Raw genomic sequence first — 12,653 nt, forward strand, 5'->3', positions numbered from 1 at the left:
GGTCTGGATACCGTGAACACGGTGCCGGATGCCACGCTGGATGCGTTCCGCGATCATGGCGTGGCGCAGAGCAAGCTGGATACCGGCATTGAAGAAGCCGTGCTGGTGATGGTCACCCTGCGCAAGCTGGGCTTCGACTTCAACCGCGTGGGCGAGCAACTGCAACAGGAAGGCCTGAAGCTGTTTGATGAAGCCTTCGAAAAGCTGCTGCAACTGACCGCCTAAGCAGTTCCGCTTCGACAAAAAGCCGGCCGCATGGCCGGTTTTTTGTTGCCTCGCGCAAAAAAAAAGACGGGCGCAAGGCCCGTCGTTCAAGGATTGCGCCTTGCGACGCACTCATAGAAGGAGAATCCGGCCCTATGCGGGTCGGGTTCGGAAGCCCGCCAGGATCGCCCACCCTGGCGGACTTCAATGCCAGCCCACAAAGTGAGCCGGCACTTACTGCCGCGTTACTGCTGAACTTCGCTCATGGCCTTGGTCAAGGTGGCATTCGCGTCGTCCGCATCCAGCGACCAGCTGAACAGACCATTGAGGCCCTTGCTCTTCAGGTACTGGATCTTGGTGCGGATGGTGGTCGCGTCGTCGTAGCTCCACCAGTTGCTGCCGTCATACTGATACAACTGCTTGGTCACCGGGTGATAGCGCTTGGTCCCCGGCGCCGTGACCAGCGCCTTGTAGTCGCCATAGCCGGCTTCGGTGCTGGTACCCACCTTGGCCGGAGTGCCAGTCGCAGCCTGATACAGACCATCGCCATTCGGGCCGGCCTTCACACCACCCCAGCCACGCCCGTAGTACGGGATGCCCAGTACCAGCTTGTTGGCCGGCATGCCACCAGCCAGCAGCTTGTCCACCGCGCCCTGGATGTTGTACGTGCCTGCCGTGGTACCGGCGTACGGATCGGCCGGATCCGGGTACAGGTGCGAATGGAAGTTCGTCGGACCAGTGCCTTCCCAACCGCCATGGAAGTCGTAGGTCATCACGTTCACCCAGTTCAGGTAACGGCTGTACTCGGCCGGCTCGGTATTGACGATCTTGTCGCTACCCGCGCCGATGGCCACCGTCAGCAGATACTGCGAACCCAGGGCGTTCAGTTGGGTACGGAACTCCTTGAGCAGCAGCGAATAGTTCTGCTTGTCGGCCGCCGAAGCGAGGTTGTACGGCTGACCACCACCGCCCGGGTATTCCCAGTCGATGTCGATGCCGTCGAAGATGCCCGCGGCAGCGCCGGTACCACCGGCCGGATCGCCATCGGCCTTCTTCAGGTTGCCCTTGATGTAGACATCCAGGCACGAGGCCACCAGCTTCTGACGCAGTTCAGGCGTTGCGGCGGCAGCAGAGAACCACTTGGACCAGGTCCAGCCACCCAGTGAGATCAGCACCTTCAGGTTCGGGTACTTCTTCTTCAGTTTCTTCAACTGGTTGAAGTTGCCCTTCAGGTTGTTTTCCCATACGTCGCCCACGCCATCGACCGAATCCTTGGCCGCGTAGTCCATCTGGTAGTCGGCCCAGGCGTCGCCACCGGTGCCGGCCTGCGGGTCGTTCTCGTTGGTCGAACCCGGCTCCAGCTTGTTGATGCCGCTATCGCACTGATAGCTGCCATCGGCCTTCTTGTAGAGGTTGCCGAAAGCGTAGTTGATGAAGGTGAGCTTGGCGGCCGCGCCACTGGTGTCGACGTGCTTGACGAAGAATGCGCTGTCGTACACGCCCCACTGGGTGAAGTAGGAGCCGACCTGTGCCTTGGTCGGCGCCGGCGTATCACCGCCCGGAGTGGGCGTCGGGGTCGGGACGACCGGCGTCGGCGTCGGTGTCACCACGGGGGTCGGGGTCGGCGTCACCACCGGGGTCGGGGTGGGAGTGACCACCGGCGTCGGGGTCGGCGTTACGACCGGAGTCGGCGTCGGGGTGACCACGGGAGTCGGGGTCGGCGTCACGACCGGCGTCGGCGTGGTGCTGCCGCAGTTGCCCAGGTTCTTCCACACGCCCCAATCGCCCGATTGAGCGGGGTTGTCGCCCTGCGTCCACCACTTGGCTTCGTAATTCACGCCGTTGTAGGTCACACGGGCACCGCCGTTGTAGACCGAACCGGCTGCCCAGGCCTGATAGCAAGCGGTGTTCGCGGGGGTCGGGGTCACCACCTGAGTCGGGGTGGGCGTCACGACCGGCGTCGGGGTCGGCACCACCGGAGTGGGCGTCGGGGTGACGGCGGGGGTCGGTGTCGGTGTCGGCGTGGGGGTACCGGTCGTCGCACCCAGGTCCTGCCACAGCGTCGGCGTGGAAACCGGATTCCAGTTGGCGCCGGTATAGGCGGTATGCGTGACCAGTGCCTTGTAGTCATGCCCGTTGTAGCTGACCACGGTGCCAGCGGTATAGGTATTGCCTTCCTGCCAGGCCGGCGCGGCAAACACGCTGGCAGACAGGCAAAGGCCGACGATCAGGGCGGCGAGGCCCTGACGTCGCGCGAACGGCGTGCGTTTCATCTTCTCCATCCTCCAAAGTTCAACAAAGGCCCATTGATCAACTGGTATTTTTTCATATGGAATGCCCAGACCAATTGGCGAGCCGATGCTAACTCGCGTAAAGCCGCTACAACATTAGCGTTGACCAAAGGTGACAATAGAAAGATGGATGGTAAATATCAGTGTTTTTATATGAAGTGGTATGTGCACATATACACCATGCAACCTATCGCACCCATAGCGAGAATTCACTTCCAAAGATAAGAATTATTCTCAATAATGAGACCAGGATTCGTAATGGGAGCATCGACATGACCCCTGGACACAAGACCAGCCACGGCAAGCTGTACTGGGCACAGAAGGCGCTGGGATACGCCATTTTCGCGGGCGGGTTGGGCGGCTGGCTGGCAACCTGGCTTTAGTCTCGAACGCGGAACGCAGGGCGGCGGCGCATGGGCATCGGGCGATGCGGTGCCAGGGGCGCGATCTCCTGGCGGGATCAAGCCCACTCGCCGTGCGATCTCGCTCGGCTCATCGCAAAAAAAGTGCCGGCATCGCCGGCACTTTTCATTGCATCGGGATCAACGCTGATCCGTTGAAAGGTCTTCCCCGGGCGGCGGCGCCTCCTCGGTCGGGATGACCACAGCGGAGGCCGGCCGGCCTTCCGGCGCCGCATGACGCCGCCCGGTAGCCACCGCGACCGCTTCGGACAGCGTATCGGCCGGCGGTGTCATCGCCGCCTCCGCCTCGGCCAGCGTGGGCGTGGCGCCCCAGTTGCGCAGCAGCGTGAAGCTCACCGCCAGCAGGGTAGGCCCGAGAAACACGCCCAGCATGCCCCACGCCAGCGCACCACCCAGTACACCGATCAGGATCAACACGAACGGCAGGTTGCTTTCCTTGCCGATCACCAGTGGCTTGACGATGTTGTCGGCCGAGGCCACCACCGCCACCATCCAGATGGCCAGAAAGATCGCCCAGCCGGTGCCGCCCTGCATGTACAGCCATGCGGCGACCGGCAGGCCCAGCAGGCTGGGGCCGCCAGGGATCAGCGACAGGAAGCACGATACCAGTCCGAACGCCGCCGCATTGGGCACGCCCGCCAGCCAATAGCCGAACCATGCCAGCGCGCCTTGCACCAGTGCCGTACCGATAAAGCCATAGACGACGCCGCGTACCGTGCCGCCAGCCAGCTTCATCAGTGCCTGCGCCCGTTCGCCGCCGATGCGTCGCAATGCCGCCATCAGCCATTTCACGAACGAATGGCCGCTCACATACAGGAAGAACGAGAAGAACAGGCTCAGCACCAGCAGCAGCAGACCGCTGCCCACTGCTTTGCCGAACACCAGCAGGAACCCGCCCAGCGGCTTGATCCACTCGTGAAGACGCGCCATCGTTTCCGGATCGCCCGCATTCAGCTCGCCCCAGAACTCCGCCAGTTTCGGTCCGAACCACGGCAGGCTCAGCAGCCAGGCCGGCAGGTCGGGCAGCCCACCATTGAGCTTACTGCGCGCCCAGGCGACGATCTCGTCCAGATTGAGCGACAGTTCCACCCCCGCCACCACCAGCGGCACCAGGATCAGCAAGGCGAACAACAGGACCAGCAGCGCCGCCGCCAGGCCGCGCCGGTCGCCCAGTTTGCGCGACAACCACAGAAAAGGCGTCCAGGTGGCGTAGACCAGGATGCCGGCCCAGACCAGCGCGGCAATGAACGGCGCCAGGATCTGGTACGACAGGGCCAGCAGCAATACCACGCTGCCAGCGGCGATAGCGGGTTCGATCCAGCGAGGCGATTGGGGATTCATGCTGAGTCCAGGGGAGAAAGTGCACGAATTCTAGCAGCGCGTTTTCATTGCCGCAGACGTCTGCACGCTTGGATACAAATGGAATCCGCCTACCCCGGATCGCGGGCTCAGCCTGCGCGATAGCGCGCGCGGAACTCGCGCGGCGTCACACCCTTGTGGGCGCGGAACTGCCGGTTGAAATGCGCCAGGTTGCGCCAGCCCGCCTGCTCCGCCACCACGCCCACCGGCTTGTCGGTCTGGATCAGTTGCTGGCAGGCACGCCCGATGCGCAACTGGGTGATATAGCCCAGCACCGTCTGCAAGGTATGGCGTTTGAAGAAGCGATGAAACGCGCCAGGCGACAACGCGGCACGCCGCGCCAGATCTTCCACGGCGATGTCTTCCTGGAAATGCGCGTGCAGGTAGTCGAGCACCCGCCCGATGCGCTCGCGCTGCGCGTCGGCCTCGATCATGCCCTGGCCGGATGAAGCAAGCGGCCGTGCGTCCTGGTCGGCGGCCAGCCGCAACAGCACCTCCAGCAACAAGGGCTGGCGCCGGGCGGCATCGCGATCGTGCAGACCCGGCAACAGCTCGCGTACCGCGCGCGCCGTATCGGCCGAAAAGCTCAACCCGCGCGAGGCACCATTCGCCAATGTCCACAGCGGCGCCAGCTCGGGCAAGGCCTGGATCAGGCCGGCCAGCCAGTCACGGCTGAACCACACCACGATGGCCAGCATCGGCTGCTGCGCATCCAGCCGCTGCTGCGCCGACCAGGTATGCGGCAGATTGGGGCCGACCAGCACCAGATCGCCATCGTCGAAATCGGCCAGGTGATCGCCGATGTAGCGCTGGCCGCGCGCATTGAGCGTCAGCGTCAGCTCGAACTCGGGATGGTAATGCCACAGGAATGGCAGGTCCGGTAGCTCACGCCAGAGCAAGGCCCAGGAATGCCCGGCAGGAACCGCGACGTGCTCGAATTGAGGGCGCATCCTGACCACCTCCCACACTCAAGACATCATGATCGTATCAATTCTCGTCGCTCAGCGTGAAATCACCCGCATGACCGATCGCCACAATCGTCGTACTGCCGCATGACGACGGCAATGTGGAGATAACGCGATGAACGATCGATACGACTACGGCAACAACCGCCCCGGCAACCCATCAGTAGCCTATATGGAGTTGCCGGCCCTCAATACCCTGAAGAAACAGCTACCGCTACGCGTGCTGAGCGAAGCCGATTTCGCCCACTGGCAACGCTACGGCTACGTGATCGTGAAAAACGCGGTGTCGGCGGAGCAGGTCGCGCGCACCGCCAGCTTCCTGTGGGAGTTCCAGGAACTGAATCCGCACGACCCGGCCAGTTGGAACCGCCCGCAACTGCGCGACAACGAGATGCGCGAATTGAATGGCTCCGGCATGGTCGAGGCGTATCAGAACCAGGCATTCTGGGACAACCGCCAGACGCCCCGCGTCTACGACGCCTTCGTCGATATCTGGGATCGAGAAGACCTGTGGGTCACCATCGACCGCGCCAACCTGAATACCCCCAACGCCGGGGCCCGCAAGTTCGGCGGCTTCCTCCACTGGGACGCCGACACCTCACTCACCCCCTTGCCGGTCAATGTGCAGGGCGTGCTGGCACTGGCGGACACCACCGAAGCAGGCGGCGGCTTCCAGTGCATTCCCGAACTGTTCGAAAACCTGGAAAGCTGGATCGCCACAGCGCCAGCCCATCGCAACCCATGGCAGCCCGACCTCGATACCGTTCCCTGGCCGGTGCGCTTCATTCCAATGCAGGCCGGCGATCTGCTGATCTTCAACAGCCTGCTGGCACATGGCATCCGCCCCAATACCTCCAGCGACCGGGTGCGCCTGGCGCAGTACATCTCCTTCACCCCGGCCGGCGAGCACGACGATGCCTTGCGCGACTGGCGCATCGGCAGTTGGTATCGGCGTGAGCCGGCCCGTGGCTATGCCTTCCCGGGCGACCCGCGCCATTGGGAACAGACGCGCTACCCGCGAGCCTCGCTCAGCCACCTGGGAGAACGCATCCTGGGATTGCGCCGCTGGGCGGACAACCGGCGAGTCTGTGACCCGAGGCGCCTGGCGCTTACCGTGCCCGTCTCGTAAATGCCGGCGTCGATTTGCCGGCCCGGGCCGAAGGACGCCGATACCGACGACCTCCATTTTGCCTTCCCTTTCCCGCCTGGCCCCGGCGGGCTTTTTTTGCCCGTGAAAAATGCCCCGGTCGTTGTGCCGGCTGTCACTGGCGTGTCATCCGATCGATACGCAACATAGTTACGTCCACACGCGGCGCCGCCGCATATAAAACAGAGACAAGAGTAAAAGGAGAGCTACCATGACCACCCCGACTTCCTCCAGGCCGCATCCCCTGGTATTGGTCGCCGCCGTCGCCGTGATCATCGCGGCCGCAGCGGCCACCGCGCACTGGCTGGGCTTTATCGGCAAGCCCGATGCGCCCCTGCCGGTCGCCAGCATTCCCGCCGCCGCTTCGGTACCGGCCACGCTGACCCCCACCCTGGAACCGACCCCCACTCCGACACCGGAACCGACCGCGACGCCCACGCCGCAACCGACCCCAACACCCGCTCCGACCCCCACACCGAAGCCCAAGCACAAGCCCACGCCGCGCCCCGAATCGCGCCCGGTGGAACCGGCCCCCGAACCGACCAGGCAGGTCTGCTATGAGTGCGGCCGGGTCGTCGCGGTCCGCGCGGTGGAACAAGCCGGACAGGCAAGTGGCGGCGGCGCCATCGCCGGTGGCGTGGTCGGCGGTGTGCTGGGCCACCAGGTCGGCAAGGGCCGCGGCAAGGATGTCGCCACGGTTGTCGGCGCCATCGGCGGCGCCGTCGCGGGCCACCAGATCGAGAAGCAGGTGCGCAAGACCACGGTCTATGAGGTGGATGTCGCCTTCGAGGATGGCTCCAGCCGCACCTTCACCTACCAGCAGCAACCACCGTTCGCCCAGGGCGACCGGGTGCGGGCCAGCGGCAACGACATCGTGCAGTACTGAGCGCCGCTTCCCCATTCAACCCCGGCTTCGGCCGGGGTTGTCGTTGGCGCGGCCGGCATGCCTACAATCTCGCCATGCCGCCATCATTCCCGATCCGACCACCGCTCACCGGCGAAACGCTGGTCCACGCTTCCGGCGAACTCTGGCTGCCCTACGACCTCGCCTTCCTGGATCGCAATCCGGCCGATTTCGTACCGCTGAGCCAACTGCGCCCCGTGCTCAACGCCCATCACGCGCCATTCCGCCTGGACATCCCGGCGCCCGGTACGCTGCATCTCCTCAACGGCATGGGGGTTGCCCTGGGCGACTCGGTGATCGGTCTGTCGGTGCTGGACTGGCTGCATCGCGAACGGCCGGATCTGGCGCTGCACATGTATCGCAGCCCGCACACGCCAGCCTATGTCGAAGCCCTGTATGCGCTGGTGCCCTGGCTGGCGACGCACTACCTGCCACGCACGCTGGCGGACTTCGACCACGGTGTGCTGATCGACCTGGCGGATTTCATGTACCGCCCGGCGTTCGACCGCCTGCCCATGATCGACTTCTTTCTGGACAGCCTGGGGCTGGATCCCGCCCGGATGCCGCCAGTGGACAAAGCCAACCGCTGGTTGCGCCAGGTGATGCTGCCCACCTTGCCCGAAGGCTGGCCGCGCGATTACCTGCTGCTCTGCCCGGACGCCAGTTCACCGCTGCGTCGGATGCCCGCGAACATCGCCGCCGACATTGCCCGCGAACTCATTGCATGCGGCCATGCGGTGTTGGGCTTCGGCGCCTTGCCGGTACCGGGCTACCGGGATATCTCAGCCTGGGCGGTCGATCTCCGCCACTTGCTGGCAGCCCTGGCCGGCGCGACGGGCGTGATTGCCACCGACAGCGCGCCGATCCATCTGGCGGCGGGATTCGATCGCCCCTGCCTCGCTTTCTTCATGGGCATCGACCCCGCGTTGCGGGTGCGCGATTACCCGCACTGCCAGCCAGTGCAGTTGGACCATCAGGCACGGCTTGCGGGGCTGCACCATGCCGACACCGCGTGGCAACTCGAGGAAGCGGCTGCCTGCTGGGCAGCATGGCGGGATGCCCTGTCCGTTGCGATGCCCGCCAATACATTTGCCCAAAAATATTTCACTTGACGGCCATATGCCGCTTTCATCGCCGGTATCCTGACTAGGGCGTGCCATCCAATGTTTCGCGGCAGCGCTGGGCCGAAAAAGCGCCAGGCACCAGGCGCACGACGCAGCCAACAACCGGTTATTGGCAGGGCGTGCAACGCAGTGGATGGTGTTTTTCCGGCCCGCAAGGACCGCCCAACGGCACGTCCGCCCCACCCGGACAGGCACCTCCCAGCCGTTCCAGCCGTCCTTCGCCTGCCCGTCCGGAACACTTCTTCATAACAGCGAGGTATGCAGACACATGGTATTTCTGATCGCAGTGCTGATCGCTACATTATTCGTCGCCTGGGGCGCACTGATGCCCGAGACGATGACAGCGGCCACCCAATCCATGCTGGGATTCACCATTTCCCACTTCGGCTGGTTTTACCTGCTGACGGTGTTCGGCTTTCTGCTCTTTGCGATCTACCTGGCATTCGGCCGGTTCGGCAGCATCCGCCTCGGTGGCGAGGATGCCGAACCGCAGTTCTCGCGCCTGTCGTGGTTCTCCATGCTGTTTGCCGCCGGGATGGGGATCGGCCTGGTGTTCTGGGGCGCGGCCGAGCCGTTGGCGCATTACGCCACACCGCCGGTGGGCGAAGCGCTGACGCCCGACGCCGCGCGCAACGCCCTGCGCTTCACCTTTTTTCACTGGGGGCTGCATCCGTGGGCCATCTACAGTGTGATGGGGCTGGCCATCGCCTACTTCAGCTTCAACCGCAACCTGCCGGTGCTGATCAGCGAAGCCTTCCGCCCCCTGTTCGGCCAACGCGTCACCGGCGGCCTCGGTCGCGCCATCGACGTACTGGCGGTGCTCGCCACCGCCTGTGGCGTCGTCACATCGCTGGGGTTGGGCACGCTGCAGATCGCCGGCGGCCTGCGCAACCTGTTCGGCCTGCCGGATAGCGACCTGCTGCACGTGGTCATCATCCTGGTGGCCCTTGGCGCGGCGTTGCTGTCCTCGCTGACCGGCGTGGAGCGCGGCATCAAATGGCTATCCAACGCCAACGTTGCGCTGGCGCTGCTGCTGCTGGCCTTCGTCGTCGCCTGCGGCCCGACCTTGTTCATCGTGGAATCGCTGACCACCACCGTCGGCAGCTACCTGCACAACCTGGTGGGCATGAGCCTGCGGCTCACCCCATTCAGCCAGGGCACCTGGGTCGCGGACTGGACGTTGTTCTACTGGGCGTGGTGGATCACCTGGGCGCCGTTCGTGGGCATCTTCATTGCCCGCGTCTCGAAGGGCCGCACCATCCGTGAGTTCGTCATGGGCGTGCTGCTGGCCCCCACCGTGGTCAGCTTCATCTGGTTCGCCGCCTTTGGCGGTACGGCGCTGCACCAGCAGATGTTCGGCGGGGTGGACCTGCTGGCGGTGCAGGCCAATGATTACTCCGAAACACTGTTCGCGCTGTTCCGGCAACTGCCATTGCACCATATCGCCAGCGGACTGGCGCTGGTGTTGATCGCCTGCTTCTTTGTCACATCGGCCGACTCGGCCACCTTCGTGCTGGGCATGCTCTCGGCGCGCGGCAACCACAACCCGCCTGCGCGCACCAAGCTGATCTGGGGCGCGGTGATGGCAGCCATGGCCATCGTGCTGCTGTTCACCGGCGGCCTCAAAGCATTGCAGACATTGTCCATCGTCGCCGCACTGCCGTTCGCGGTGGTGATGGTGGGGCTATGCGTGGCGCTGTTCAAGGCATTGAACGAGGACGACCGCGCGCAGCAACTACGGGAGCGTGAGCGTCGCCACGCCGTGGACCGCCTGCTACGGCAGGAGGCCACCAGCGGCGAAACGCCCACCTGAGACGCTCAAAGCCCCAACTGGCGCAATTCGCGCGCCTTGCTTAGCAGGCCGTTGACCAAGTCCAGGGCCTGGAAGCGATAAGACAGATCGTCAACGCGCTCGAATGCGTCGCCGAAGGCCTCGTGGATTTCGCAGGCCAGTTGAAACAGCAACTGCTGCTCGGACGGGGTGGCCCGAGGCATGTAGCAGTTGATTTCATCTACCAGATTGTCGGCGAGTTCGTCAGGTTTTGCCGCATCTGATGTCAGGATTCTGGCATACAACCGAATCCCGACGATCCCCATGCCTAGTACGTGCATCGCAGCCTCTCTTGCTCTTCCGCGTTATTTCCAATCTAGACCAAGCTTTCGGTAGATGGCCGCATCCGCTGGTCGGATAGAAGGCATTTTCACTTTTTCTTACAAACAACCCAAAACGACACGACAACACCTTAGGGGATTTTCTGTAACGACAAGCCAGAAAGCCGCACGTAGATTTTTGTGCGAAGCAACAAAGGAGCTTCTCATTCATGTGCGGAATCGTCGGCGCGATCTCGGATCGCAATGTGGTGCCCATGCTGCTGGCCGGCCTGGCGCGTCTGGAATATCGGGGTTACGACTCCAGCGGCCTGGCGCTGATGGATGCCCGCGACATGACCCGGCTACGCGTCGCCGGCCGCGTCGCGGACCTGGCGCAACGCGCCGCCTCGCTGAGCGGCCATTGCGGTGTCGCGCACACGCGCTGGGCCACGCATGGCGAGCCCAACGAAGCCAACGCCCACCCCCACCTCGGCGGCGACAATATCCTGATCGTGCACAACGGCATCATCGAGAACCATCGCGAGCTGCGCCAGGAGCTGACTGCGCGGGGCTACCGCTTCACCTCGGAGACCGATAGCGAAGCCATCGCCCATCTGATCCACCACCTGCTCGGCGACTCGGACGACCTGCTGGCGGCGGTGCGCGGCGCTATGCAACGCCTGCAAGGCGCGTTTGCCATTGGCGTGGTCTGCCGCGACCACCCGGACCGCGTGATCTGCGCGCGGCGCGGTAGCCCGCTGGTGCTTGGCCTGGGCTTCGGCGAGCAGTTCTTCGCCTCCGACATCGCCGCGCTGCTGCCGCTGACACAACGGATGATCCACCTGGAAGACGGCGATATCGCCGAACTGCGGCGCGACGGGATCCGCATCGTTGACCAGCACGGCGAGACCGCCACCCGCGCCGCGCGCACCGTTGATGTGGCCGCCGATTCCGCCGAGCTGGGCCAGTACCGCCATTTCATGCAGAAGGAAATCTTCGAACAGGCCGGCGCCGTGACCGACACATTGGCGCGCGCGCTGGAGCTGGGCTGCCGGGCCGAGTTGTTCGGCCCCGGCGCCGAGGCCGCGTTCGCCCAGACGCCCGCCATACGCATCGTCGCCTGCGGCTCCAGCTACCACGCCGGGCTGGTGGCCCGATACTGGATCGAAGAATGGACCGGCCTGCCGGTGAGTGTGGACATCGCCAGCGAGTATCGCTACCGCAATGGCCGCGAACAGGACGGTACGCTGGTGATCGCCATCTCGCAGTCGGGCGAAACGGCGGATCTGCTGGCCGCAGTGCGCACCGCGCGCGAGCGCGGCGATGTGCGCATCATGGCGATCTGCAACGTGGCGCATGCCACGCTGACCCGCGAGGCCGACCTGCTGTTCCTTACCCAGGCCGGGATCGAAGTCGGCGTCGCCTCGACCAAGGCTTTCCTCACCCAACTGGTGGCGCTTTATGTCTTTGCCACCGCACTGGCCCGCGCCCGCCAGACCCTGCCCAATGCCGACCTCGCCAGGCTGGGCGACGCGCTCGCCGCGCTACCGGCACAGATCGCGCAGATGCTGGCGCTGGAGCAGGATATCGAGCACTGGGCACAGGAACTGTCCCATTACGATCACACCTTGTTCCTCGGGCGCCACACGCTCTACCCCATCGCCCTGGAAGGCGCGCTCAAGCTCAAGGAGATCGCCTACATCCACGCCGAAGGCTATGCCGCCGGCGAACTCAAACACGGCCCGCTGGCGCTGGTGGACGAGAACATGCCGGTAATCGTGTGCGTCACGCGCGATGCCTTGCTGGAAAAACTGGTTTCCAATGTGCGCGAGGTCCAGGCGCGTGGCGGCAAGGTTTTCGTGCTGGCCGAACCCGGCACCGAGGCCGAATTCGATGGCGTGCACCGCCTGCTTACCGTACCGGTGGAAGGCGGCAACCTGGCCGCCTTGACCATGACGTTGCCGCTGCAACTGCTGGCCTATCACACCGCGTGCCGCAAGGGCACCGATGTGGACAAACCCAGGAATCTGGCGAAATCGGTGACAGTGGAGTAACCGACCGCGACATACCGATGGTGCTGGGAGGGCCCGGCTTCGCGACCTCTTACTTCCGTACCCATGGATTGACCCCATGCATCGGAGGCATC

At 64.4% G+C, this 12,653-nt stretch carries 10 protein-coding genes; 6 read left to right on the forward strand and 4 right to left on the reverse strand.

Going from position 1 to position 12,653, the window contains the following annotated elements; translation table 11 throughout:
• On the forward strand, nucleotides 1–225 hold a 225-nt coding region (locus FAZ21_RS17125; protein ID WP_281279787.1), incomplete at its 5' end, for a transaldolase family protein.
• A gap of 224 nt (nucleotides 226–449) precedes the next feature.
• Here the strand turns inward: FAZ21_RS17125 and FAZ21_RS17130 are convergent.
• The 3 genes from FAZ21_RS17130 to FAZ21_RS17140 all read right to left on the reverse strand — a co-directional run bounded on the left by FAZ21_RS17130 (nucleotide 450) and on the right by FAZ21_RS17140 (nucleotide 5,226).
• Complete coding sequence (locus FAZ21_RS17130) at nucleotides 450–2,477, reverse strand: glycosyl hydrolase family 18 protein (RefSeq protein ID WP_136774653.1); 2,028 nt, start codon at nucleotides 2,475–2,477, stop codon at nucleotides 450–452.
• Nucleotides 2,478–3,037: 560 nt separating this feature from the next.
• A complete protein-coding gene (locus tag FAZ21_RS17135) occupies nucleotides 3,038–4,258 on the reverse strand; it encodes an AI-2E family transporter (RefSeq protein WP_136774654.1) in 1,221 nt (406 codons plus the stop codon).
• Between the two features lie 107 nt (nucleotides 4,259–4,365).
• On the reverse strand, nucleotides 4,366–5,226 hold the full coding sequence (locus FAZ21_RS17140) for a helix-turn-helix domain-containing protein (protein ID WP_136774655.1): 861 nt from the start codon (nucleotides 5,224–5,226) through the stop codon (nucleotides 4,366–4,368).
• A 130-nt stretch (nucleotides 5,227–5,356) separates the two neighbouring features.
• Between FAZ21_RS17140 and FAZ21_RS17145 the strand changes: the two genes are divergently transcribed.
• From FAZ21_RS17145 to FAZ21_RS17160, 4 genes are all read left to right on the forward strand, one after another.
• Nucleotides 5,357–6,370 carry a phytanoyl-CoA dioxygenase family protein gene (locus FAZ21_RS17145; RefSeq protein WP_136774656.1) on the forward strand — a complete coding sequence of 338 codons (1,014 nt, stop codon included), beginning with the start codon at nucleotides 5,357–5,359 and terminating at the stop codon, nucleotides 6,368–6,370.
• Nucleotides 6,371–6,599: 229 nt separating this feature from the next.
• Nucleotides 6,600–7,274 carry an outer membrane lipoprotein gene (locus tag FAZ21_RS17150; protein WP_136774657.1) on the forward strand — a complete coding sequence of 225 codons (675 nt, stop codon included), beginning with the start codon at nucleotides 6,600–6,602 and terminating at the stop codon, nucleotides 7,272–7,274.
• A 74-nt stretch (nucleotides 7,275–7,348) separates the two neighbouring features.
• The gene (locus FAZ21_RS17155; protein WP_136774658.1) at nucleotides 7,349–8,404 is read left to right on the forward strand and encodes a glycosyltransferase family 9 protein; all 1,056 of its coding nucleotides are present in this window, start codon (nucleotides 7,349–7,351) and stop codon (nucleotides 8,402–8,404) included.
• 280 nt (nucleotides 8,405–8,684) lie between these two features.
• Nucleotides 8,685–10,229, forward strand: coding sequence for a glycine betaine uptake BCCT transporter (locus FAZ21_RS17160; protein WP_136774659.1), 1,545 nt, complete (start codon nucleotides 8,685–8,687; stop codon nucleotides 10,227–10,229).
• A 5-nt stretch (nucleotides 10,230–10,234) separates the two neighbouring features.
• On the opposite strand, the gene FAZ21_RS17165 is transcribed toward FAZ21_RS17160, so the two are convergent.
• Nucleotides 10,235–10,528, reverse strand: coding sequence for a hypothetical protein (locus tag FAZ21_RS17165; RefSeq protein ID WP_136774660.1), 294 nt, complete (start codon nucleotides 10,526–10,528; stop codon nucleotides 10,235–10,237).
• A 209-nt stretch (nucleotides 10,529–10,737) separates the two neighbouring features.
• Here FAZ21_RS17165 and glmS point away from each other — a divergent pair, with 209 nt between their 5' ends.
• Entirely contained in the window at nucleotides 10,738–12,561 is a 1,824-nt protein-coding gene (gene glmS, locus FAZ21_RS17170; protein WP_136774661.1) for a glutamine--fructose-6-phosphate transaminase (isomerizing), read from the forward strand.
• Nucleotides 12,562–12,653 lie beyond the last annotated feature (92 nt).

It is taken from the genome of Chitiniphilus eburneus, from assembly GCF_005048205.1.
In the GTDB taxonomy this organism is placed as follows: Bacteria; Pseudomonadota; Gammaproteobacteria; order Burkholderiales; family Chitinibacteraceae; genus Chitiniphilus; species Chitiniphilus eburneus.